This is a genomic window from Paraburkholderia suaedae, assembly GCF_040812055.1.
In the GTDB taxonomy this organism is placed as follows: domain Bacteria; phylum Pseudomonadota; class Gammaproteobacteria; order Burkholderiales; family Burkholderiaceae; genus Paraburkholderia.
Genome location: NZ_JBFOAH010000001.1, coordinates 113597 through 137276, shown reverse-complemented (window position 1 = coordinate 137276; position 23680 = coordinate 113597). Strand labels below are relative to the sequence as shown.

At 64.2% G+C, this 23680-nt stretch carries 23 protein-coding genes; 8 read left to right on the top strand and 15 right to left on the bottom strand.

All coding sequences use genetic code 11. From position 1 onward, the window contains the following. Positions 1 to 23: 23 nt before the first annotated feature. Together lolD and ABQJ48_RS00545 are read right to left on the bottom strand one after the other, a co-directional pair. Positions 24 to 767 (bottom strand): lipoprotein-releasing ABC transporter ATP-binding protein LolD, encoded by a 744-nt coding sequence (lolD, locus tag ABQJ48_RS00550; RefSeq protein WP_367835253.1) that lies wholly within the window; start codon positions 765 to 767, stop codon positions 24 to 26. Beyond that, positions 760 to 2013, bottom strand: coding sequence for a lipoprotein-releasing ABC transporter permease subunit (locus ABQJ48_RS00545; protein WP_367835252.1), 1254 nt, complete (start codon positions 2011 to 2013; stop codon positions 760 to 762). The genes lolD and ABQJ48_RS00545 overlap by 8 nt, the downstream gene beginning before the upstream one ends. A 356-nt stretch (positions 2014 to 2369) precedes the next feature. On the opposite strand from ABQJ48_RS00545, the gene ABQJ48_RS00540 reads away from it, so the two are divergent. From ABQJ48_RS00540 to ABQJ48_RS00520, 5 genes are all read left to right on the top strand, one after another. Continuing rightward, entirely contained in the window at positions 2370 to 3512 is a 1143-nt protein-coding gene (locus tag ABQJ48_RS00540) for a regulator (protein ID WP_367835251.1), read from the top strand. Positions 3513 to 3552: 40 nt separating this feature from the next. Beyond that, a complete protein-coding gene (gene recJ / locus ABQJ48_RS00535; protein ID WP_367835249.1) occupies positions 3553 to 5259 on the top strand; it encodes a single-stranded-DNA-specific exonuclease RecJ in 1707 nt (568 codons plus the stop codon). Between the two features lie 160 nt (positions 5260 to 5419). Further along, positions 5420 to 6524, top strand: a protein-coding gene (prfB, locus tag ABQJ48_RS00530) for a peptide chain release factor 2 (RefSeq protein ID WP_367835248.1) whose coding sequence is annotated in 2 segments (ribosomal slippage) — positions 5420 to 5500 and positions 5502 to 6524 — 1104 coding nt in all. Because the reading frame shifts where the segments join, the coding sequence is not laid out codon by codon here. A 173-nt stretch (positions 6525 to 6697) separates the two neighbouring features. Then, a complete protein-coding gene (lysS, locus tag ABQJ48_RS00525; RefSeq protein WP_367835246.1) occupies positions 6698 to 8239 on the top strand; it encodes a lysine--tRNA ligase in 1542 nt (513 codons plus the stop codon). Positions 8240 to 8547: 308 nt separating this feature from the next. After that, the gene (locus tag ABQJ48_RS00520) at positions 8548 to 9282 is read left to right on the top strand and encodes a glycine zipper 2TM domain-containing protein (protein WP_367835245.1); all 735 of its coding nucleotides are present in this window, start codon (positions 8548 to 8550) and stop codon (positions 9280 to 9282) included. 132 nt (positions 9283 to 9414) lie between these two features. Here the strand turns inward: ABQJ48_RS00520 and iscX are convergent, their stop codons facing one another. From iscX to ABQJ48_RS00470, 10 genes are all read right to left on the bottom strand, one after another. Then, entirely contained in the window at positions 9415 to 9612 is a 198-nt protein-coding gene (iscX, locus tag ABQJ48_RS00515; protein ID WP_007181290.1) for a Fe-S cluster assembly protein IscX, read from the bottom strand. A gap of 15 nt (positions 9613 to 9627) precedes the next feature. After that, positions 9628 to 9969, bottom strand: a complete 342-nt coding sequence (gene fdx, locus ABQJ48_RS00510) for an ISC system 2Fe-2S type ferredoxin (RefSeq protein WP_367835244.1) — start codon at positions 9967 to 9969, stop codon at positions 9628 to 9630. Positions 9970 to 10101: 132 nt separating this feature from the next. Next, positions 10102 to 11973, bottom strand: a complete 1872-nt coding sequence (hscA, locus tag ABQJ48_RS00505) for a Fe-S protein assembly chaperone HscA (RefSeq protein WP_367835242.1) — start codon at positions 11971 to 11973, stop codon at positions 10102 to 10104. Positions 11974 to 12094: 121 nt separating this feature from the next. Then, the gene (hscB, locus tag ABQJ48_RS00500; protein WP_367835241.1) at positions 12095 to 12622 is read right to left on the bottom strand and encodes a Fe-S protein assembly co-chaperone HscB; all 528 of its coding nucleotides are present in this window, start codon (positions 12620 to 12622) and stop codon (positions 12095 to 12097) included. A 136-nt stretch (positions 12623 to 12758) separates the two neighbouring features. Continuing rightward, positions 12759 to 13082, bottom strand: a complete 324-nt coding sequence (gene iscA, locus ABQJ48_RS00495; protein WP_367835239.1) for an iron-sulfur cluster assembly protein IscA — start codon at positions 13080 to 13082, stop codon at positions 12759 to 12761. A gap of 149 nt (positions 13083 to 13231) precedes the next feature. Beyond that, positions 13232 to 13645 carry a Fe-S cluster assembly scaffold IscU gene (iscU, locus tag ABQJ48_RS00490; RefSeq protein WP_367835238.1) on the bottom strand — a complete coding sequence of 138 codons (414 nt, stop codon included), beginning with the start codon at positions 13643 to 13645 and terminating at the stop codon, positions 13232 to 13234. Between the two features lie 64 nt (positions 13646 to 13709). After that, positions 13710 to 14933, bottom strand: a complete 1224-nt coding sequence (locus tag ABQJ48_RS00485; RefSeq protein ID WP_367835237.1) for an IscS subfamily cysteine desulfurase — start codon at positions 14931 to 14933, stop codon at positions 13710 to 13712. 76 nt (positions 14934 to 15009) lie between these two features. Further along, entirely contained in the window at positions 15010 to 15540 is a 531-nt protein-coding gene (iscR, locus tag ABQJ48_RS00480) for a Fe-S cluster assembly transcriptional regulator IscR (protein ID WP_367835236.1), read from the bottom strand. Positions 15541 to 15672: 132 nt separating this feature from the next. Then, the gene (locus ABQJ48_RS00475; RefSeq protein ID WP_367835234.1) at positions 15673 to 16170 is read right to left on the bottom strand and encodes a low molecular weight protein-tyrosine-phosphatase; all 498 of its coding nucleotides are present in this window, start codon (positions 16168 to 16170) and stop codon (positions 15673 to 15675) included. Positions 16171 to 16363: 193 nt separating this feature from the next. Continuing rightward, positions 16364 to 16603, bottom strand: a complete 240-nt coding sequence (locus ABQJ48_RS00470) for a hypothetical protein (protein ID WP_367835232.1) — start codon at positions 16601 to 16603, stop codon at positions 16364 to 16366. Positions 16604 to 16866: 263 nt separating this feature from the next. Between ABQJ48_RS00470 and ABQJ48_RS00465 the strand changes: the two genes are divergently transcribed. Beyond that, complete coding sequence (locus ABQJ48_RS00465; RefSeq protein WP_367835230.1) at positions 16867 to 17433, top strand: hypothetical protein; 567 nt, start codon at positions 16867 to 16869, stop codon at positions 17431 to 17433. A gap of 184 nt (positions 17434 to 17617) precedes the next feature. On the opposite strand, the gene ABQJ48_RS00460 is transcribed toward ABQJ48_RS00465, so the two are convergent. Together ABQJ48_RS00460 and ABQJ48_RS00455 are read right to left on the bottom strand one after the other, a co-directional pair. Beyond that, on the bottom strand, positions 17618 to 19033 hold the full coding sequence (locus ABQJ48_RS00460; RefSeq protein WP_367835229.1) for a lactate utilization protein B: 1416 nt from the start codon (positions 19031 to 19033) through the stop codon (positions 17618 to 17620). A gap of 167 nt (positions 19034 to 19200) precedes the next feature. Then, positions 19201 to 19929, bottom strand: coding sequence for a (Fe-S)-binding protein (locus tag ABQJ48_RS00455; RefSeq protein WP_367835228.1), 729 nt, complete (start codon positions 19927 to 19929; stop codon positions 19201 to 19203). 179 nt (positions 19930 to 20108) lie between these two features. Here ABQJ48_RS00455 and ABQJ48_RS00450 point away from each other — a divergent pair, with 179 nt between their 5' ends. Further along, positions 20109 to 20915: an IclR family transcriptional regulator gene (locus tag ABQJ48_RS00450; RefSeq protein ID WP_367835227.1), complete on the top strand. Its 807-nt coding sequence runs from the start codon at positions 20109 to 20111 to the stop codon at positions 20913 to 20915. A gap of 127 nt (positions 20916 to 21042) precedes the next feature. On the opposite strand, the gene pbpG is transcribed toward ABQJ48_RS00450, so the two are convergent. Next, the gene (pbpG, locus tag ABQJ48_RS00445) at positions 21043 to 22233 is read right to left on the bottom strand and encodes a D-alanyl-D-alanine endopeptidase (RefSeq protein ID WP_367835226.1); all 1191 of its coding nucleotides are present in this window, start codon (positions 22231 to 22233) and stop codon (positions 21043 to 21045) included. Between the two features lie 755 nt (positions 22234 to 22988). Between pbpG and ABQJ48_RS00440 the strand changes: the two genes are divergently transcribed. Further along, the gene (locus tag ABQJ48_RS00440) at positions 22989 to 23561 is read left to right on the top strand and encodes a phasin family protein (RefSeq protein WP_367835224.1); all 573 of its coding nucleotides are present in this window, start codon (positions 22989 to 22991) and stop codon (positions 23559 to 23561) included. The last annotated feature ends 119 nt before the right edge of the window (positions 23562 to 23680 follow it).

The window sequence follows — 23680 nt, the reverse complement described above, 5'->3', positions numbered from 1 at the left end:
CCGCAAGCAACACGCCCCTGCGGTCAGACCGGCACCGGCGGCTCTTCGTGCAGCACGCCGTCGCGCAGCCGCATGATGCGGTCGCAGCGGCCGGCCAGTTCCGGGTCGTGCGTGACGATCACGAAACTCGTTTCGAGCGTTTGCGACAGTTCGAGCATCAGGTTGAACACTGTGTCGGCGGTGCCGCCGTCGAGGTTGCCGGTGGGTTCGTCGGCGAGCACGCAGGCGGGCCTCGTGACCAGTGCCCGCGCGATCGCCACGCGCTGACGCTCGCCGCCCGACAGCTCACCGGGCCGATGTTTCGCGCGATGCCCCATGCCAACGCGCTCGAGCACCTGGAGCGCTTCGCGGCGCGCGGCTTCAGTCGTCATGCGCCGAATCCGCAACGGCATCGCGACGTTATCGAGCGCGGAAAACTCCGGCAGCAGATGGTGGAACTGATAGACGAACCCGAGCGCGCGATTGCGCAAGTCGTTGCGCTCGCGCTCGGAGAGTTGCGTGAACGGCTTACCCATCACCGACACGTGACCCGTGCTCGGATCGTCGAGGCCGCCGAGCACGTGCAGCAGCGTGCTCTTGCCCGAGCCCGACGCGCCGACGATCGCCAGCTTCTCGCCGCGCAGCACGTTCAGTTGCGTATTGTTGAGCACCTGCACGTTCAGACCGCCCTGCACGAACGATTTGGAAATGCCGGTGGCTTCGAGCACGTACGGATGCTGCACGGTGTCCTGAATGGGCATGGATAGGTTGGCGGAACGGTCATTCATAGCGCAGCGCCTCCGCCGGACGCACTTTCGCGCCGCGCCAGCTCGGGTAAAGGGTCGCGACCGCCGACATCGCGAACGCGATGATGCCGATGCGCGCGACGTCGGCGGGAACCAGCTCCGACGGCAGCTCGCTGATGAAGTACACCGACGGCGGCAGGAACTGCACGCCGAGCAGGTGCTCGATCATCGGCACGAGCCACGGAATGCTCCACGCGATCAGACAGCCGAGCGCGACGCCGGTCGCGGTGCCGATGAAGCCGATCGTCACGCCCTGCACGACGAAGATCTTCATGATCGAGCCGGGCTGCGCGCCGAGCGTGCGCAAGATCGCGATGTCGGCCTGCTTGTTGGTCACCGTCATCACCAGCGAGGAGACCAGATTGAACGCCGCCACCGCGATGATCAGCGTGAGGATGATGAACATCATGCGCTTTTCGATCTGCACCGCCGAGAACCAGGTTTTGTTCTGCTGGGTCCAGTCGCGGATGTACAGATCGCCCGACAGGCTGCGCGCAAGCTCATGCGCGACTTCGGGCGCACGCTGCATGTCGCTCAGACGCAGCCGCACGCCGGTCGGCGCGGGCAGCCGGAACAGCGCCTGGGCGTCCTTGATGTCGATCAGCGCGAGCGTGCTGTCGTATTCGTAATGCCCCGACTCGAAGATGCCCACCACCGTGAACTGTTTCAGCCGCGGCAACATGCCGGCCGGCGTGATCGTGCCTTCGGGCGCGACCAGCGTGATCTTGTCGTTCAGCTGCACGCCGAGATTGGTGGCGAGGTCCGCGCCCAGCACGATGCCGAAGTCGCCCGCCACGAGATCGGTCAGCTTGCCGGCTTTCATTTCCTTGCCGATGTCCGACACTTGCGGCTCGAGCGTCGGCTCGACGCCGCGCAATGCAACGCCGCTCACGGCGTCCTGGCGCGTGAGGAGCGCCTGCGCTTCCACGTACGGCGCCGCGCCGATCACCTGCCTGTTCTGGCGGGCTTCCCTGGCGGTCAGTTGCCAGTCGGGCATGGAGCCGGTCGGCGAAAAGATCTCGACGTGCGCGAGCACCGACAGCATCCGGTCGCGCACCTCTTTCTGAAACCCGTTCATCACCGACAACACGACGATCAGCGCCGCCACGCCGAGCGCGATGCCCGACATCGACACCAGCGCGATGAAAGAGATGAAGCCGTTGCCGGTCGTGCGTTTGCCGGCGCGCGTGTAGCGCCAGCCAATCTGCCATTCGTAGGGAAATTTCAAGCGAATCCTTTTCTGCGTTCTGCGGCTACGTGGTTCGGCTACTTTGTTCGGCCTGGGTATCGGCTGCGCTTGCGTGTCTGCCGCGCGCGAACGACGTGAAAGCTCAGCCGTGCGGCCGGGCGTCGTGTTGGTTGGTGTCGCCGCGGCACCGATGGTTCCGGTGCCACCGCGCCGTGCGGCGCCTCCCAGCAGGACGCGCTCCGCTGCGCGGGAGCCGGCGCCTCGCCGGTGGCGTCACCGCAGCAAGCGTCGGTGCCATCGCCCGATCAAGCGCGAAGTTTGCCATACAATGCCGCCGGCTCGCGCAAAGGCCATGCGCGACAGAACGGGGAAATACTCGCACTCTTTGCCCTACAATGCGCAGCATCATGCCCGCCAACCGTGTCCATCTGCTCCTTCCGTTCGCGCTGCCCGCCGCAGCGGACGCCTCCACCGCCTTCCACGACATCCGCAGCCCGGCCTTCGACCGGCTCATCGCGCGTGCGACGCTGGTCGAACGGGTGGTGGGCGAAGATTTTCAGCGCACGCTGCCGCACGAACGCTGGGTGGCCCGCCAGTTCGGCGCGCTGCCCGCCGACACGGCAGCCGCCGACGAAGCGCCGCTCGCCCCCTACATGCTGCGTGCCGACGGCGGCGAGCCCGGCAGCGCGACCTGGGGCTGCGTGCAGCCTGTCCACGTACGCATCGCGCACGATCACCTCGTACTGATCGATCCCGCGTCGCTGGAACTGTCCGACGACGAAGCCCGCGCGCTGCTGGCGGTCGCCCGGCCGCTCATCGAAGAACTCGGAGTACGCATCGAGGCGCCCAAGCCCGCGCGCTGGTATCTGTCGGGCGACGGCTTCGGCATGCTGGCGGGCGCGTCGCCGCTGCGCGCGAGCGGCCGCAACATCGAAATCTGGCTGCCGCACGAAGCGCATTCCGGCGAGCGCTCGCGTGCATGGATGAAGCTGCAGAACGAAGTGCAGATGGCGTGGTTCGAGCATCCGGTCAACGAAGCGCGCGAGGCGCGCGGGCTGCCCGCCGTCAATTCCATCTGGTTTCACGCGCAAGGCGCGGCGCAGCCGGTGCGCAGCCCGTTTGCCCGCGTGTTTTCCGACGCCGCCGCGACGCGCGGCCTCGCACTGAGCGCGGGCGTGCAGACCGGCGCCCCGCCGGCGTCGTTCGGCGCGCTGGCCGCACTTGCAAGACATGCTGGCGACGCAATCGGAAATTCAACCGCCGCGCCGGCGAGCGTCGACCCGAACACCATGCTGGTCGAACTCGATCCGTTTTCCGCACCGTACATCCAACAGGACTGGGCACGCTGGAACCACGCGTTCGCCACCGTGCAAACCGACTGGTTCGAACCGGCACTGGCGGCACTGCAATCCGGCGAGCTCGGCGAACTCGGCCTGACCCTGTGCGGCGACACCGGCTCCGTGACGCTCACCGTCACGCGCGGCGACCTGCGCAAATTCTGGCGGCGGCGCGTGCTGGCCTCGCTTCTCATCGAATGACTCAACGAATGACTCATCGCCTGATCCACGGCCTTTCCGAATGACTCGAATCGTTACGCGCACGTGCTCCCCGGTCGACGCCGAGATCCTCACCCGCCATGGCCTGCATCCGGTTCTCGCGCGTCTGTACGCAGCGCGCGGCGTTTGCCTGCCCGATGAAATCGAAACCGGCCTCGCGCGGCTGGTGCCGCCCGCCGCACTGCGGGGCTGCGAAGACGCCGCCACGCTGCTCGCCGATGCCATTCAGCGCGAGCGCCGCATACTGGTGGTCGCCGACTATGACTGCGACGGCGCCACCGCCTGCGCGGTCGCGGTACGCGGGCTGCGCATGTTCGGCGCGCACATCGACTATCTGGTGCCGAACCGCTTCGAGTACGGCTACGGTCTGACACCGGAGATCGTCGCGCTGGCCGCGCGCGGCGCGTCGGGCAAGCCCGACCTGCTGATCACGGTCGATAACGGCATCGCCAGCGTCGATGGCGTCGCGGCGGCAAACGCACTCGGCATCGACGTGCTCGTGACCGATCACCACCTGCCGGGCGACGAACTGCCCGCGGCCCGTGCGATCGTCAATCCCAACCAGCCTGGCTGCACGTTTCCGAGCAAGTGCATTGCGGGGGTCGGCGTGATGTTCTACGTGCTGCTCGCGTTGCGCGCCGAACTGCGCCGGCGCAATGCGTTCGGCGATGCGTCGCCCGAACCGCGCCTGGACGGCCTGCTCGATCTGGTCGCGCTCGGGACGGTCGCCGACGTGGTCAAGCTCGACGGCAACAACCGCGTGCTGGTCGCGCAGGGTTTGCAGCGCATTCGCAAAGGCAGGATGCAGCCGGGCATCGCCGCGCTCTTTCGCGCCGCCGCACGCGACGCCCGCAGCGCGTCGGGCTTCGACCTCGGCTTCGCGCTCGGGCCCCGGCTCAACGCAGCGGGACGCCTGTCGGACATGTCGCTCGGGATCGAATGCCTGACCACCGACGACATCGGCCGCGCGTGGGAACTCGCGCAGCAGCTCGACGCGATGAACCGCGAACGCCGCGAGATCGAAGCGGGCATGCAGCAACAGGCGCTCGACGACCTCTCGTCGATCGACCCGGACGGCGCGACCACCATCACGCTGTTCAATCCGGGCTGGCATCAGGGCGTGATCGGCATCGTCGCCGGACGCCTGAAGGAGAAGTTCCACCGGCCGTCGTTCACCTTCGCGCTTGCCGACGATAGCGGCCAGACCGTCAAAGGCTCCGGCCGCTCGATAGCGGGCTTTCATCTGCGCGACGCGCTCGATCTGATCTCAAAGCGCGAGCCCAACCTGATCGCCAAGTTCGGCGGCCACGCGATGGCCGCCGGCCTCACGCTCGCCGCCGCCGACGTGCCGCGCTTTAGCGCCGCGTTCGAAGCAGTTGGCCGCGAGTGGCTGTCGGCGGACGCCCTGTCGCGCACCGTGGAAACCGACGGCGAACTCGAGGACGCGTACTTCACACCGCAATTCGTCGAAATGCTCGACGCGGCCGTTTGGGGCCAGGGCTTTCCGGCGCCGGTGTTTTCCGGCGAATTCGACATCGCGTCGCAAGCGCTCGTGAAGGACAAGCATCTGAAGCTGCAACTGGTGCGCGGCCGTCAGCGCTTCAACGCGATCTGGTTCAATCACACCGACACCCTGCCCGCGCGCACCACTGTCGCTTACCGGCTGGCGAGCGACACGTGGAACGGCGTCTCGCGGGTGCAGTTGATCGTCGAGCATGCGGTGAGCTAAAGCGGCTGGCCGAACTGGCGAGCGCACGGCGCGCCTGCGTCGAGCGTCGAAAAGCTCCGCACAATCAAGTCCGAACCGGCGCCGCAGCGCTCGAGAGCCTCCGGCTGGCCGCGCCGATCGGCTATAATTTCCCCCTTTTACGAAGCTCTGAAAGATCGACATGGAAGCGGAACGTCTCAACGCGATCGAAGCCTCTCTGGCGGACCTGCGCACGCGCGCGGCCGACCTACGGGGGTATCTTTGACTACGACGACAAAGCACTGCGTCTGATCGAAGTCAACCGGGAACTCGAAGACCCGGACGTCTGGAACGACTCGAAGCACGCCCAGGCGCTCGGCCGGGAAAAGAAGCTGCTCGACGACACCGTCGGCAAGCTCACGTCGCTGCATAACGATCTGCGCGACGCGCAAGACCTGTTCGAGATGGCCCGCGAAGAAGGCGACGACGAAACGCTGCTCGCCTGTGAAGCCGATGCGCAAGCGCTGGAAGCGCGCGTGGCCGACATGGAATTTCGCCGGATGTTCGCGAACCCGGCCGACCCGAACAACGCGTTCCTCGACATTCAGGCCGGCGCCGGCGGCACCGAAGCGTGCGATTGGGCGTCGATGCTGCTGCGCCAGTATCTGCGCTACTGCGAGCGCAAGGGCTTCAAGACCGAAGTGCTGGAGCAGACCGACGGCGACGTGGCGGGCATCAAGAACGCCACCATCAAGATCGAAGGCGAATACGCTTACGGCTTTCTGCGCACCGAGACCGGCGTGCACCGGCTCGTGCGCAAGTCGCCGTTCGACTCGTCGGGCGGTCGTCATACGTCGTTCTCGTCGGTGTTCGTGTACCCGGAGGTCGACGACTCCATCGAAGTGGACATCAACCCGGCCGACCTGCGCATCGACACCTACCGCGCCTCCGGCGCGGGCGGTCAGCACATTAACAAGACCGACTCCGCGGTGCGCATCACGCACCTGCCGTCGGGCATCGTCGTGCAATGCCAGAACGACCGCTCGCAGCACCGCAACCGCGCCGAAGCGATGGCCATGCTGAAGTCACGCCTGTACGAAGCCGAAATCCGCAAGCGTCAGGCCGAGCAGGACAAGCTCGAAGCCGGCAAGACCGATGTCGGCTGGGGTCATCAGATTCGCTCCTACGTGCTGGACAACAGCCGTATCAAAGATTTACGCACCAACGTCGAAATCAGCAACACCAAGAGCGTGCTCGACGGCGACCTGGATCCGTTCATCAGCGCCAGCCTGAAACAGGGCGTTTGAGCCTCCCCGGCGCGGCCAGCCAGCGCTGCGCCGCAGCTTCGCTGCTGGTTGGCTGCTGGTGGCTGATTGTTGGCCGCTTCTTCGCCGTTCCCCGATACCGCCTGAGGTTTTTACACTGACTGGCCTCCCGCCCGCGGAGCACTCCGCGGCGGGCCACCGAATACCAAATCATCATGACTGAACCGACCCGGCCCATTGCGGCCCAGCCCATTCCGGCGCCTGAACTGGACGACAACAAGATCATCGCCGAACGCCGCGAAAAGCTGCGCGAGTTGCGTGAACAAGGCGTCGCCTATCCGAACGACTTCCGCCCCACGCACCACGCCGAAGAGCTACAGCAAGAATACGAGCACGCCGACAAGGAAGCACTCGAAGCGAATCCGCTGGAAGTCGCGATCGCCGGCCGCATGATGCTCAAGCGCGTGATGGGCAAGGCGAGCTTCGCGACCGTGCGCGACGGCTCGGGTCAAATCCAGTTCTTCATCACGCCGGCCGACGTCGGTCAGCAAACGTACGACGCGTTCAAGAAATGGGACATGGGCGACATCGTCGCGGCGCGGGGCGTGCTGTTTCGCACCAACAAGGGCGAGCTGTCGGTGCGCTGCACCGAACTGCGTCTGCTGTCCAAGTCGCTGCGTCCGCTGCCGGACAAGTTCCACGGCCTGTCGGACCAGGAGATGAAGTATCGCCAGCGCTATGTGGACCTGATCGTCACACCCGAGACGCGCAAGACCTTCGTCGCGCGCACCAAGGCCATTTCGTCGATCCGCAAGTTCATGGCCGACGCCGGTTTCATGGAAGTCGAAACCCCGATGCTGCACCCCATTCCGGGCGGCGCCGCGGCCAAGCCGTTCACCACGCATCACAACGCGCTCGACATGCAGATGTTCCTGCGTATCGCGCCGGAGCTGTATCTGAAGCGGCTGGTGGTCGGCGGCTTCGAGCGTGTGTTCGAGATCAACCGGAATTTCCGCAATGAGGGCGTGTCAGTGCGCCACAATCCGGAATTCACGATGATCGAGTTCTACGCGGCATACACCGATTACAAGTGGCTGATGGATTTCACCGAGCGGCTGATCCGCCAGGCCGCGATAGAGGCATTGGGCACGGCCACGATCAGCTATCAGGGCCGCGAACTCGATCTTGCCAAGCCGTTTCACCGGCTGACCATCACCCAGGCGATCCAGAAGTACGCGCCGCAGTACACCAGCGAGCAGCTGGCGGACAGCGCGTTTCTGCGCACCGAGCTGAAAAAGTTCGGTGTCGATGCGCAGCAGCCGCAGTTCCTGAATGCGGGCGTGGGCTCGCTGCAACTCGCGCTGTTCGAGGAGACCGCCGAGTCGCAATTGTGGGAGCCGACCTACATCATCGACTACCCGATCGAGGTGTCGCCGCTCGCGCGCGCATCGGACAAGGTCGACGGCATCACGGAGCGTTTCGAGCTGTTCATCACGGGTCGCGAAATTGCCAACGGTTTCTCCGAGCTGAACGATCCTGAAGATCAGGCCGCCCGCTTCAAGAAGCAGGTCGACCAGAAAGACGCCGGCGACGAAGAAGCGATGTTCTACGACGCCGACTACATCCGCGCGCTCGAATACGGCATGCCGCCGGCCGGGGGTTGCGGGATCGGCATCGACCGATTGGTGATGATGCTGACCGACAGCCCGAGCATCCGCGACGTGATCCTGTTCCCGCATCTGCGCCGCGAAGACTGATCGCTGCGCGGTTCGCGTGAAAGCAAACGCCCGGCTCGCTGCCGGGCGTTTTGTCTTGGGGCGTATGGAAGACGACGTTGGTGCCGCACGACCATTTGTAACCATCGGTAAAAACGGGTTACGTCGGTCGGCGGGTCACTTTGGGCCAGCGCTTCGAACCGCGCACAAGCCAAGGCGTCGCGCGGTCGTTGCCAGGGCGAGGCCGCCCGGCCTTCCGCGCAGCGGTTACAAATTGACACGCTGTGGGGATCAAATCACGGGCCATTGAGTCTCAACTACAGTCCACTCTGCCATAGACGGAGGTCGACATGGACGGTCGCAATACCCCACCTTCGCAGCCGCGCCGACTTCATCCGCTGATCGCTGCCGCGGCGGGCGCAGTGATCGTCGCGAGTCTCGCGGGCACGGCCGCTGTCACCGGTCTGTTTTCGAGGGCGTCGGGAACGGACGCGCAGAGCGGTCACACCCAGGCGGCGCAAGTCACCGCACAGCAACAGGCCCAACCTCCGGTTGTCGATTCGGCCGCACCTGTGAACGGCGCAGCAGAGCAACAACCCGTCGCCCGTCAACCGCAGCAGTTGCAACAAGCCGCGCCGCCGCAGCCGGCACCCGCCCCAGCGCCGACATCGCAACAGCCACCACTCGCCCGGCAGCAGCCAGCGCAAGCCGCACCGCAGTACGCGCAAGGGCCGGCACCTGAACCGGCGTACTGCTCGACGTGCGGCACGATCGTCGCTATCTCGGCAGTGCATCAAGAGGGTCACGGCACGGGGATCGGCGCGGTGGGCGGCGCGGTGGCCGGGGGCGTGGTCGGCAATCAGTTCGGCTCCGGCGGCGGCCGCACGGCGATGACGCTGCTCGGCGCGCTCGGCGGCGGGCTTGCCGGCAATTCGGTCGAAAAGCATTTGCGCAGCTCGACCTCATACTCGGTGCGCGTGCGGATGGAGAACGGCAAGACGCGCTACTTCACGTACCACGAAGCGCCGCCATTCCAGCAAGGCGAGCATGTGCGTGTCGAAAACGGCACGCTGGTCGCTCGCTAGGCCAAACGCGAGCGCGCCGGCCGACGCAAGCCGCACGGCGTTGCACGAGCGTTAAAAAAGGCGATTCCATGCAGTGGAATCGCCTTGTTCTTTTGCCCCTCGCAGCCGGCAAACGGGGAACAGGGACGCGTTTTAATAATCCGCGTCTTCAATCCATGCAGCCTGGATCGCTTCGAGGATCTTTTCGTTCGACCGGTTGGGATCGTCGTCGAACCCTTCAAGCTCCGTGACCCAACGGTGCAGATCGGTGAAGCGCACCTGCTGTGGATCGATGTCCTGGTGCTTGTCGGTCAGAGCCATCGCGATGTCTTGCGTGTCGGTCCACTTCATGGCTGCATCCTCCTTTTAGTGATTTTCCTTCGCGTGATTGATCGAATAACGCGGGATTTCGACGACCAGGTCCTGCTCTGCGGGCATGATCGCCTGGCACGACAGGCGCGAGGCCGGCTCGAGCCCCCATGCCTTGTCCAGCAGATCGTCCTCGTCTTCCTCGGACGGCGTCAAGGCGGCGAAACCCTCACGCACGATCACGTGACAGGTCGTACACGCGCAGGACTTCTCGCACGCATGCTCGATTTCGACGCCGTTATCGAGCAGATTGTCGCAAATGCTCTTGCCGGGCACGGCGTCGATCACGGCGCCTTCCGGGCACAATTCGACGTGGGGCAGCACAACGATTTGAGGCATACATTTTCCGTTTGGGTCTGCAGCGCGGCGCCCAAGGGGCTCCGCACGATTTTACTGGCGCCGTGGGGACTTTTTTAAGTCCACACGGCGCGCTCGAGTCCAGGGGCCGGGGCACCGGCAGGCGCGCCGCGCTCAGATCTCGTCGAGCTTGCGGCCGGCCAGCGCGCGGCGAATGCCCTTGTTCATGCGGCGCGCGGCGAATTCGTCGGTGCCTTCGGCAAGCGCTTTGGTGGCGGCTTCGATCGCATCGGAGTCGTCGCTTTGGGCGACGCTGCGCAGAGTGGCGAGCTGCGCGTCGAGCGCAGCGCGCTCGCTGTCGTCGAGCAATTCGGCGTCGGCGGCGAGCGCCGCGTCGGTAGCTTCCACCAGACGCCGCGCTTCGACCTGCGCCTCGCGCAACGCGCGCGCGCGCATGTCGACTTCGGCGGTCGAGAAGCTGTCTTCGAGCATGCGGGCGATGTCGTCGTCGGCCAGACCGTACGACGGCTTGACCACCACCGACGCTTCCACGCCCGAGCCCTGCTCGCGCGCGAACACCGACAGCAGACCGTCGGCATCCACCTGATAGGTCACGCGGATGCGCGCGGCGCCCGCGGCCATCGGAGGAATGCCGCGCAGCTCGAAGCGGGCGAGCGAACGGCAGTCGCTCACGAGCTCGCGCTCGCCTTGCACGACGTGAATCGCCATCGCGGTCTGACCGTCCTTGAACGTCGTGAAATCCTGCGCACGCGCGACCGGGATCGTCGAGTTGCGCGGGATGATCTTCTCGGTGAGTCCGCCCATCGTCTCCACGCCGAGCGATAGCGGGATCACGTCGAGCAGCAGCCAGTCGTCACCGTCCGCGCCGCGGTTGCCGGCAAGCAGATCGGCCTGGATCGCGGCGCCGAGCGCGACCACCTGATCCGGATCGAGATTGATGAGCGGCGGCTGGCCGAAGAACGCCTCGACCGCGCGGCGGATCACCGGCATGCGCGTCGCGCCGCCCACCAACACCACGCCCTTGATTTCCTGCGTCGTCACTTTGGCGTCGCGCAGCGCCTTTCGGGTCGGGCCGAGCGTGCGCTGGACCAGCGCCTGAGTGATCGCTTCGAAAGTGGCTTCAGTGATCGTCAGATCGAGCCTGGTGCCGTTCGAGAGCGTGGCCGCGAGGATAGCCTCGGGCGCGCTCGACAACGCCTCCTTGACCTCGCGCACGCTGTCGAGCAGCAGACGCACGTCTTCCGCCGCGAGCGTTTGCGGCGCGATGCCTGCCTGTTCCAGCACATGGCGATACAGCGCGTGATCGAAATCGTCGCCGCCGAGCGCGGAATCGCCGCCCGCCGCAAGCACCTCGAACACGCCCTTGGTGAGCTTGAGAATCGACAGGTCGAAGGTGCCGCCGCCCAGGTCATATACCGCGTAGAGCCCCTCGGAACCATTGTCGAGGCCATAGGCGATGGCGGCCGCGGTCGGTTCGTTGAGCAAGCGCAACACGTTCAGGCCGGCCAGACGCGCGGCGTCTTTGGTCGCCTGGCGCTGTGCTTCGTCGAAATAAGCCGGCACCGTGATCACCGCGCCAACCAGCTCGTCGCCAAGCGTGTCTTCGGCGCGCTGGCGCAGCGTCGCGAGGATTTCGGCCGATACTTCGACCGGGCTCTTCACGCCGTCGACGGTGCGGATCTGAACCATGCCGGGCGCGTCGATGAAATCGTAAGGCGCGTTCTCGGCGCCCTCCACTTCCGCCTTGCCCCGGCCCATGAAGCGCTTGACCGAGACGATGGTGTTGCGCGGGTCGCTCGCGGCTTCGGCCTTTGCATGGCGGCCGATACGGCGGCCGCCCTTTTCCAGGTACCGCACCACCGACGGCAGCAGCACATGGCCGTCCGCGTCGGGCAGCACATCGGGCACGCCGCTGCGCACCGCGGCGACGAGGGAGTTGGTGGTGCCGAGATCAATGCCGACTGCCAGACGCCGCTGGTGCGGCGCCGGCGCCATGCCGGGTTCGGAGATTTGCAGTAAGGCCATCTGGATCTTGTCGGGGCGGCTGCGCCCCGTCCTGAATTTTTCGCGTTGCTGGATGTAATGCTACGGCTGCTGGCTCCCGGCTGCTTGCCTGATGCCGACGACGCGCGCCGCGCTAAAAACGCTAACTCTCGAGCCGCTCGATCTGCGCGCCGATCTCCGACGCGACCCGCTCGATGAACATCAACTGTCGCACCGCCTCGCCCGCCGCCTGGTTCGCGCCGCTGTCGAGCAACGCGCCGAGCTTGTCGAAACGCATGCGTTCTTCGTCGCGCAGTTCGGCGAGCAGGGCGTCGAGCGCGTCGACGTTCTTCGCCGCGGCGGCATCTTCGATGCTCTCGCGCCATTCCATCTGCTGCATCAGGAACGCGGGCTCCATCGCCGTGTTGTTCTCCGCATCCACGTCGATGCCGCGCAGCGACAGCAGATACCGCGCGCGCCTGAGCGGGTCGCGCAGCGTCTGATACGCCTCGTTGGTGCGCGTCGCCCATTGCATGGCGATGCGCTTTTGCGCGTCGCCGGCGGCCGCGAAGCGGTCCGGATGCACTTGCGCCTGTACTGTGCGGTACGCGTGCTCGAGCGTTGCCGTGTCGAGCGCGAATTGCGCCGGCAGATCGAACAGGTCGAAGTGGCTGTCTTTCAGCGAGGTCATCGGATAGAACGGGTCCGTTCAGGAAAGCGCACGGGAGTGCGGGTCAAAAAAGACGGCGCGAAGTTCGAAAACGCGGATCAAACTAAAAAGGCGGCCCGCGCCGCCTTTGATCCGCTGCACGCGGAATACCTCGAACCTACACGCGGAACGACTCGCCGCAGCCGCATTCGTCCTTCACGTTCGGGTTGTTGAACTTGAAGCCTTCGTTCAGCCCTTCACGCGCGAAGTCGAGTTGCGTGCCGTCGATATACGCGAGACTCTTCGGGTCCACAATGATCTTCACGCCGTTGCATTCGAATACTTCGTCTTCGGGCGCGAGTTCGTCCACGTACTCGAGCTTGTACGCCAAGCCGGAGCAACCGGTGGTGCGCACGCCGACGCGCAGTCCGACACCTTTGCCGCGACGGCTCAGATACTTCTGGACGTGTTGTGCTGCCTTTTCGGTCAACGTAATTGCCATAGCATTTCTCATTGCGCAGTGCGTAAGCGTGAACCGGGTGTCGATCACCCTTTTGACGGCCCGCGCACTGCTACCCTGTCTGCATCGAATATCGCCCATGCCGGGCGGCGCTCCAATACCGCGCCGTCCGCTTCCATTCACGCGCGCGCTCAGGCGTGCTGCTTGTCGCCTTCGACCACCGCTGCGCCGTGACGCTGCTTGTAGTCGGCGACCGCTGCCTTGATCGCGTCTTCCGCGAGGATCGAGCAGTGGATCTTCACCGGCGGCAGCGCCAGTTCTTCGGCAATCTGCGTGTTCTTGATCGACATTGCCTGGTCGAGCGTCTTGCCCTTCACCCATTCGGTGACGAGCGAGCTCGACGCGATCGCCGAACCGCAGCCATACGTCTTGAACTTCGCGTCTTCGATGACGCCGTCCGCGCCCACGCGGATCTGCAGCTTCATCACGTCGCCGCAGGCGGGCGCGCCGACCATGCCCGTGCCGACTGCATCGTCGTCCTTCGCGAAGGAACCGACGTTGCGCGGGTTTTCGTAGTGGTCCAGAACCTTGTCGCTATAAGCCATGATTACACTCCTTGATTCGTTTCAACCTGCAATTCGATGAATTCGGCGCCGCCCAGACGACGCGTCAGTGCGCTGCCCACTGGATGGTCGAAATATCAATCCCGTCCTGATGCATTTCCCACAGCGGCGACAGGTCGCGCAGCTTCGAAATCTTGCTCTTGAGCAGGTTGATCACGTAGTCGACATCCTGCTCGGTCGTGAAGCGGCCCACCGTGAAGCGGATCGAGCTGTGCGCGAGCTCGTCGTTGCGGCCCAGTGCGCGCAGCACGTACGACGGCTCCAGCGACGCCGACGTACACGCCGAGCCCGACGACACCGCCACGTCCTTCACCGCCATGATCAGCGACTCGCCTTCGACGAAGTTGAAGCTGATGTTCAGGTTGTGCGGCACACGCTTTTCCATGTTGCCGTTCACGTATACCTCTTCCATTTGCGACAGGCCGGCGAGCAGACGGTCGCGCAGCATGCGGATGCGCTCGTTCTCCGTCGCCATTTCTTCGCGCGCGATGCGGAACGCTTCGCCCATGCCGACGATCTGGTGGGTAGCCAGCGTGCCGGAGCGCATGCCGCGCTCATGCCCGCCGCCGTGCATCTGCGCCTCGATACGGACACGCGGCTTGCGACGCACGTACAGGGCGCCGATACCCTTTGGACCGTACGTCTTGTGCGCCGAGAACGACATCAGGTCGACATTCAGCTTTTGCAGGTCAATGTCGATCTTGCCGGTGGATTGCGCCGCGTCGACGTGGAAAATGATGCCCTTTGCGCGGGTGATCTCGCCGATCGCCTCGATGTCCTGGATCACGCCGATTTCGTTGTTCACCGACATGACCGACACCAGGATCGTGTCCGGACGCAGCGCGGCCTTGAACTTCTCGAGGTCGATCAGACCGTCGTCCTTGACGTCCAGGTACGTGACCTCGAAGCCTTCGCGTTCGAGTTCGCGGCAGGTGTCGAGCACGGCCTTGTGCTCCGTCTTCACCGTGACGACGTGCTTGCCTTTGCTCTTGTAGAAGTGCGCCGCGCCCTTGATCGCAAGGTTGTCCGACTCCGTTGCGCCCGAGGTCCAGATGATCTCGCGCGGGTCGGCGTTCACCAGTGCGGCGACGTTCTCACGCGCTTCCTCGACCGCGCGCTCCGCCGCCCAGCCATACGAATGACTGCGCGATGCGGGGTTGCCGAACTGCTCGCGCAGATACGGAATCATCTTGTCCACCACGCGCGGATCGACCGGGGTCGTGGCGCTGTAGTCCATGTAGATGGGCAGATGGAGAGAGTCGTTGTTCATCAATTGCTCCGGGGACGTCGTGTGCTCTGGCTTCCGGGTTCTCTGTCAGACTGCGGCGAGCAGGTCATGCCGCGCATCAGGAACCGGCCATGTTGAAAACGGAATTGGGCCCTTTCGGCGCCGCCCGCACCGGCTCGACCGGGGGCGCTTCATTGCGCCTGTCGCGCAATACCGTCGGGGTGCCTTCGCGCGAGCGCTGCTGATCGACCAGGTCTTTCAGTGATACCGAGTCGAGGTATTCGACCATTTTCTGGTTCAGCGTCGACCACAGTTCATGCGTCATGCAGTGGCCGTCGTGCTGCTTGGTGCCTTCGCACGAACCTTTGCCGCCGCACTGGGTGGCGTCGAGCGGCTCGTCCACCGCGATGATGATGTCGGCCACCGTGACGTCTTCGGCACGGCGCGCCAGATTGTAGCCGCCGCCCGGCCCGCGTACGGACTCGACGATTTCGTGACGACGCAGCTTGCCAAACAGCTGCTCGAGATAGGACAGGGAGATATGCTGGCGCTGGCTGATACCTGCAAGCGTCACCGGGCCCTGCTCCTGGCGCAGCGCCAGGTCAATCATCGCCGTGACGGCGAAACGGCCTTTCGTGGTGAGTCTCATATGGTGTGGGAACCGCTATTCTCGACAAGTTTGGTCAAGTATAAATACATGAGCGATTTAGTCAAGTATACGCCCCGCATTTTTGAGGGATTTGCTTAATAGCTGAGCGCGCAAGGGGCGTACCCGCGGCAGCTATGCGAGCACTTGCGCCCGCAACGCGACGATCAGACCGCGGCAAGCGGCTTCGCATTGATCCAGCACCTGCTCGAAACCTTCTATTCCGCCGAAGTAAGGATCGGCGACTTCTCGCGTGCCGCCCCAACGGCTGTCGTCTTTCGGCAGGAACTCCATCAGCAGGCGGATTTTGTCGCGCATCGGCGGCGGGCACATCTGCCGTAGTGCGGCGACGTTCTTGTCGTCCATCGCGATCAGAAGGTCGAAGCGCTCGAAGTCGGCTGCGTCGATCTGCCGACCACGCAGCCCGGAGAGTGGGTAGCCGCGCTGTGCGGCTGCATGCTGCGCGCGTTCGTCGGGCGCGCAGCCGATGTGCCAGTCGCCCGTGCCAGCCGAGTCGATCAGAATGCGCTGCGATAGCGCCTCCTGTTCGACGAGATGCCGCATCACGCCCTCCGCAGTCGGCGAACGGCAGATGTTCCCGAGGCACACGAAACAGACGGACACGGTTTTCATCTGGAGTTCAGGCGCTGTTGCGCGACGGTGAGACTGACGGTTGGCAAACGGTGCCGCGATTATACAAAGCAAGGCCCCTTCTTGCCGGAGGCCGCTCTCGCGCCGCCACGCGCCACAGCGCAGTCTCCGGGGGTTCCCGGCAAAGGCGGCAGGTGCTGGCCGCCTGGTGGTCTCCCGCCCCGCGCTCCCACCGTTAGGACGCTTGCGCCAGAGGCAGCGCGGTAGCCGCGCGGATTGGCTTGGGCGGGAGGCCTGCGGCGGCGTCGATCATGCCATACGAGACCGCGTGCGCCAGTTCGGCGGTGAGTTGATCGGCATCGAGACGGGCCTGCGGCGCGTGAGCGGCGGCATTGCCGCTTATGTACAGATAGGCGAGTGCCGCAAGCGGCACAAGTATGGCGAAGAGCCAGTGCACCGATATTGTCTTTTTCATGAGGTCGTTTTCCAGATAGGGGCGCATGAGCTCGTGACCCACTATGCCAAGTCCGAATCCTATAGGAAATCACAATCACGAAAAAGCCGCCGTCGCGCGATAGACCGTTGCCCAAAGCGGAACAGTCGACGCGCGGTCCTGCCGCTTTGCTTTCCGACGGGCAGGCACGAAAAAGAAATCCTTACAAACACATACAAAAACGCGCTGACGGATGGGGATAATAGCGGTCTTATAAAAGTAATCCTCACGCACGGGTCCTTGAAATGAAGCGCTTTGCACCACTGGCTGGTCTGTTCCTCGCCGCTTTACTTGGCGGCTGTGCGGTATACCCCGACGGCACGCCCATGTATGGCAACGGTTACGGCCCGTATGACGGCTACGGATACCCGCCCGGCGGTCCCGTCGTACCGCAAACGAATGTCTACATGGAGTATGGCAATTATTCGGCTCCGGGCTACGACGGCGGTCCGGGCCGCTATTACGGACCGGGACCGGGATATCGAGGCTACCCCGACCACGGCCGACCAAACCACGGCAACGAAGGCAACCATGACGGTGGCGGCGCCAACGGTGGGCGGCATGGGCCGCCCAACGGTGGGCCGCCCGCTCAGGGCGCGCTCGGCGGCCCGCGCGGACCCAGCGGTTCCAATGCTCCCCACCCGGCTGCAGGCGGTCCCCCGCCATCGCCATCGCCGCCGCAGGCTGGGGCTGGCGGACGCGGCAATAGCGCCGGAGGCGGTGGAGGCGGTGGAGGCGGTGGAGGCCGTGGAGGCGGTGACCAGGTGAGAGGTGGATCCGGTCACCACACTGGCGAGGCGACTTACCATTGAGTCGCTTGTTCCGCTCTAGCGCCGGCACTTTCGCGGGACCGCAGCGTGTTACCGTCCGCGACGACGTTTGAGGCTCTGCGCAGTGTCGCGCGTCGCTCCTTCGGCCTCGCTTGCTTGAGAGAGCGATTGAGGCGACCGGCTCGAGCTGCAAAGCTACCTCAAGGTGCCAATGCTGCCGTGCGCGTCAGCCGATATGGCTGCGCTGCGCGGCATACAATTCCCTGAACGTGCGGCCGACCGGCGCCGGCATATCGCGCGTGTCGGTCCAGCCGGCGCCGCCCAGTGGCAGCCTGGCGATGGAACGGCGGCGTCCACCCATCCGTTCGAGCACCCGCACGGCCAGTCTGGTAACGAGCGCATAAGCATCCGGGTGGAGCGCGAGAAAACCCCACAAGGCAAGACCCAAGCGTTCCCTCCAGGGCCGCAGACGCCGCTCGACCTGTTTTTCCCTCAGCTTGCGCAACAGATCGGAGAGCGGAATCCCCACGGGGCAAACGCTATTGCACTCCCCGCACAGCGTTGCGGCCTGCGGCAAATCCAGCGCCTTGTCAATCCCAACATAGCTTGGCGTCAACACCGACCCCATGGGCCCGGGATAGACCCAACCATACGCATGGCCGCCGACCTTCTGATAAACCGGGCAATGGTTCATGCACGCACCGCATCGAATGCACCGGAGCATCGCCTGAAAATCGCCGCCGATCAGCCCCGTGCGCCCGCCGTCGACCAGCACCACATACATATGCTCGGGACCATCCTGATCGCCCGCACCGCGCGGTCCGGTCAGCACGGAAAAATAGTTTGACGTTGCCTGCCCGGTCGCCGAGCGCGGCAAGAGTCGCATCGCCGTCGCCAGGTCTTCGAGCGTCGGCAGCACTTTCTCGATGCCGGTCACGGCCACGTGCACGCGCGGCATGACCGTGCACATGCCTTCGTTACCCTCGTTCGTGACGAGCACGACCGAGCCCGTTTCCGCGACGACGAAGTTGCCGCCGGTCACACCCATGTCCGCGTTCAGGAAGTGCGGCCGCAGCACCTCGCGCGCTTCGCGCGTCATCTCGGTAATGGCGCTCAGACGTGGCCGGCCATGTGTCTTCGCGAAAAGATCGGCGATCTCGTCCTTATCTTTGTGGACGACCGGCGCGATGATGTGGCTCGGCGGCTCATTGTCGTTGATCTGCAGAATGTATTCGCCGAGATCGGTTTCGATCGACTGCACGCCCATCTGCCCCAGCACTTCGTTCAGACGCATTTCCTCGGTGACCATCGACTTGGTCTTGATCACCTTTTTGACATCGTGCTTGCGCGCAATGTCCCCGACGATCCGCGCGGCATCCTGCGTCGTTTCGGCAAACAGCACCGTCACGCCGCGCCGGGTGGCCTCACGCTCGAAGCATTCAAGCCACACGTCGAGATTCTCGAGCGCGCGATTGCGACGTTCCTTCAGCGCGGCGCGGGTCGCCGGAAAGTCGATGGCGGTCATCGCGGTGGCTCGGGCCGACACGAACTTGGTGGACAGCTTGGTCAGGTTCTGCTGCAAACGCTGGTCGGCGAGTTTCTGACCAGCGCGAGCTTTGAACTGCATCGATTGAACTTGCATGGCGGCCTTATGCATATCGAAACGGAAAGTGCGAAACGGAAAGCGCGAAACGCAATGTGCGAAACGAAACGCGCGAAACGGACCGTGAGAAACGGAATGTGCGAAACCGCTAGCGTCGACGAGCCGCGCCGGTCGTGCGAGCTGACGCGTGATCACCGCCCGATGCGTCACACGTCGCCGGCCAGCACCTGTGCGATGTGCAGCACGCGGGTCGTCAAGTCTCCGGTACGCCGCAGACGGCCTTCGATGTTGAGCATGCAGCCAAGATCGCCCAGCACCACCGTCCCCGTGCCGCTCGCACTGATATTCGCGCATTTCTCGTCGACGATCGCCGTCGAAATGTCGCCGTACTTGATCGCGAACGTGCCGCCGAATCCGCAGCAATGCTCACAGTCCTTCATCTCCTTCACGGCGACGCCCACTTGCGCAAGCAACGCGCGCGGCTGACTTTTGACACCGAGTTCGCGCAACCCGGCGCAAGCGTCGTGGTATGTCACCTGCCCCTGGCCCGAGAATTCGCCCGGCTGCAATTGCACCCTGGCCACATTCACGAGGAAATCGGTCAGCTCGAACACCTTCGCGCGCAATCGTCCGAAACGGTTCATCAGCTCGGGATCGTCGGCAAACAGGTCGCCGTAGTGCGCGCGAATCATGCCGCCGCACGACCCCGACGGCACGACCACGTAGTCGAACTGTTCGAACTCGCGCAGGGCTTTTTCGGCGAGGTCGCGCGCGATGCGCCGCTCGCCCGAGTTGTACGCCGGCTGCCCGCAGCACGTCTGCGCCGGCGGCACCACCACCTGGAAACCGGCGCCTTCGATCAGCTTGATGACCGAAAAACCGATCTCGGGGCGCATCAGGTCGATCAGGCAGGTGACGAACAATCCGACTCGCATGAGCCCTCCTTCGGGAAAACGTCCCTGATTATCCGCTGTTTCGCGCACAGTACCAACGGCCAGAAGGCATAAGACACGAACGCGAAATCCAATTGATGCAGGCTTCGAAGCGCGTTCGCTTTTTTCACGATACGAGATACAATCAATTTCCGCTGTTTGACGCGCCACCGATTCCCCCCATGAGCGAAACGAACCCGGATCCAAAAACTTCGATCCAGGTGATCGAACGCATGATGCGCCTGCTGGATGCCCTCGCGGCGCATAGCGACCCGGTCAGCCTGAAAGAACTCGCCATCCGCACGGAGCTGCATCCGTCCACCGCGCACCGCATCCTGAACGATATGGTGATGTGCCGGCTGGTCGACCGCTCGGACCCCGGCACTTACCGTCTCGGCATGCGCCTGCTCGAACTGGGCAATCTGGTGAAGGCGCGCCTGTCGGTCCGCGACGCGGCGCTCACGCCGATGCGCGAACTGCACCGCCAGACCGGCCAGACGGTGAATCTGTCCGTGCGCCAGGGCGACGAGATCGTCTACATCGAACGGGCCTACTCCGAACGCTCCGGCATGCAGGTGGTGCGGGCCATCGGCGGACGGGCGCCGTTGCATCTGACCTCGGTGGGCAAGCTGTTCCTCGCCGCCGACGAATCGGCCCGCGTGCGGGCTTACGCCACGCGCACCGGCCTGTCGGGACACACGCAGAACAGCATCACCGACCTGACCAAGCTCGAGCGCGAACTGTCGCACGTGCGTCAGCAGGCTTGCGCGCGCGACAACGAGGAACTCGAACTCGGTGTTCGCTGTATTGCCGCGGGAATCTACGACGACACCGGCAAGCTGGTCGCCGGGCTGTCGTTGTCCGCGCCCGCGGACCGTTTGCAGGACTCGTGGCTCGGGCAGGTCAGCCAGACGGCGCTGATGATTTCGGAATCGCTCGGCTATCGGCCGAAGGCGCCGCCTGACCACGGGTACGGTCAGCAAAGCTAGGACCACGGCGACTTTTCTGCCGGCGTCCGGCGATCCGTCATTGGCATAAAAAAAGCCTCGCATGTTGTTCGCGAGGCTTTTTTCCAACCGGCCGGCGCGCAAAGAAGCGCCAGGCCGCGAAACCGCGTCAGGTGCCGGGACCGCCGGCGTCCGCGCTTGTGATCCGCGCCTGCTCGCCGCCGTTGTCCAGCCACGTGCGCAAACGCGAAGCGTCGGCGAAACGCGAGTACTTACCCGACGAATCGAGCAGCACCATGATCATCGGACGGCCGTGAATCGTCGCCTGCATCACGAGGCACTCCCCCGCTTCGTTGATGAACCCCGTCTTCTGCAGGCCGATGTCCCACGTCGGGTTGCGCACCAGCGCGTTCGTGCTGTTGTACGCCAGCGTACGCTTGCCGGTGTACACCTCGTAGCTGTGGTCGGTCGAGAACCGGCGAATCAACGGATACTGGTACGCCGCGTTGACCATCTTCACGAGGTCGCGCGCGCTCGACACGTTCTGGCTCGTCAAACCCGTCGGATTCTCGAAGTGCGTGTCGCTCATGCCGAGTTGCCTGGCCTTGGCGTTCATCGCCGCGAGAAACGCCGGGCGGCCACCCGGGAAGTACCGCGACAGCGCTGCCGCGGCACGGTTTTCGGAGGCCATCAGCGCGATGTGCAGCATGTCTTCACGAGAGAGCACCGAGCCCACCGACAGCCGCGAGCCCGTGTTCTTCTCGTAGTCGCGATCTTCGTCCGTGACTTCGATCTGGTCGGTCATCGGCTCTTTCGAATCGAGCACCACCATCGCCGTCATCAGCTTGGTGATCGACGCGATGGGCACCACGGCGCGCGAATTTTTGTCGAACAGCGACTCGCCGGTGTTCTGGTCGATCACATAAGCCACGCTTGAGCGCAGCATCAGCGCGTCCGGCGTTTCATGCAGGCCGAAAGCCTGCCCGACGCTCGGCTGGCGCGGCTCGAATGCGATGCGGCGCATCACGGAGTGATGCCGGCCGTTCGACGTGAAACTCACGCGCTTACGCTTGATGCCGGCGTGCGGCGCCTCGTCGTCGACGGCGGCCACGGCTTTCGCGCTCGCGCCTTTGCCGGCCTTCGCCGACCGGGTCGATTCGTTGGCCACGACCGGTTTCTTCGCGGCCTTAGTGGCTTTTGCGTGTCTGGACGTTCTTTCAGGTGCAGCGTGCGTGGCGGCAAAAGTGCCGACGGGCGCGGCAAAGGCGGCCGCGACGACCAGCGAGGCGGCCACCGACAGCGCGGTGCTGCGAGCCGCGCCGTGGATCACTTTTAGCGACGAAAACATGTCGGTTTTCATGGGGTGTGCGGTAGGGAGCGGCGAGAGTTTTCCGCAAGTGTAGTAAAACAACGAAAAATTAGCAATTTTAAGCACTTATGAGCGCTCGTTAAACCGCCTTGTTAGCTCCGGTGTTGCCAAAACGGAAAGTGCGGCGCGCCGCTCGAAATCGATCGACGCGCAGTGCGTCTCTGTTGCCGCCCTCTACGGAAACCCAAGGATTCCTGCAGCATAACGGCAAGTTCGAGACAAGCTTGATAGGGGAAACACCGTCGGCATGGGGCAGGTGCCGCACCGCCGACGAACACGTCGCGCATTGCGGCTACTCTTAAGAGTCTGCTGCACTGCGCCGACGCGCGTTCGACCGGCCTACGCCATTAACGTTCCGTGACAGTTCGCGGTTTACACGAAAGCGGCAAACGCGCGATCTTTTTCGAGACGGGCAGAATACGAAGCGCCTAAACGCGATGATCTCGGTAAAAGCTACTGCGCAAACGGCCGCTCCGCGCGAGTTTTTCCGCACTCTTTCGAAGGTCGGAGATGAATCCACCTTCCTCGTGCGCACCTCATGCTTACTGCATAAGCCCATGTTTTATCAGGTAATTTCTTAACATTGTGCGATGCACAAAAACTACTTGACATTGGCGGCGCGCATCTTAAAATGGGAACCATTGCTGCGATGCACAAAACATCGCGGTCCGGGGAGACCACCTCACGCGTCTCGCCACCCACCCAATGCGGTCCGCACAGACAGACCGCTACCCAGGAGCGTAAACATGACTCTGCTGACCCCTGAGCAATTCGCCGCAGCCCAGAAAGCCAACTTCGAAACGCTGTTCGGCCTGACGACCAAAGCATTTGAAGGCGTCGAAAAGCTGGTTGAGCTGAACCTGCAAGTCGTGAAGTCGACCCTCGCGGAAAGCCAGGAAAATGCCCAGCGCGCTTTGTCGGTGAAGGACGCGCAGGAATTGCTGGCGCTGCAGGCCAGCCTCGCGCAGCCAGTGGCTGAAAAGGCGCTGTCGTATGGCCGCCACGTGTATGAAATCCTCTCGGCAACGCAAGGTGAATTCACTCGCGTCGCTGAAGCGCAATTCGAAGAGCAAAACCGCAAGGTCCAGTCGCTCGTCGAAAACGTCGCGAAGAACGCGCCGGCCGGTTCCGAAACCGCAGTGGCCGTAATGAAGTCGGCGATCACCGCCGCCAACACCACGTACGAAACAGTTCACAAGGCAACCCGTCAAGCCGTCGAGATCGCTGAAAGCAATTTCAATGCAGCCGCTACGGCCGCATCGAAGGCAGCTTCGCAAGCCGCTGCCCAGGCATCGCGCTCGACCAAGAAGCCGGTCTAAGCTTCACGCTTCGCTTCAACGCAGCACGCCACGCCGGCTCAGCACACCCGCTAGCCGGCGTTATCGCAAGCAACGGCGTCGCGCCGTCGCCGTTCCCACGGTTTGATGGGCGGAACGCT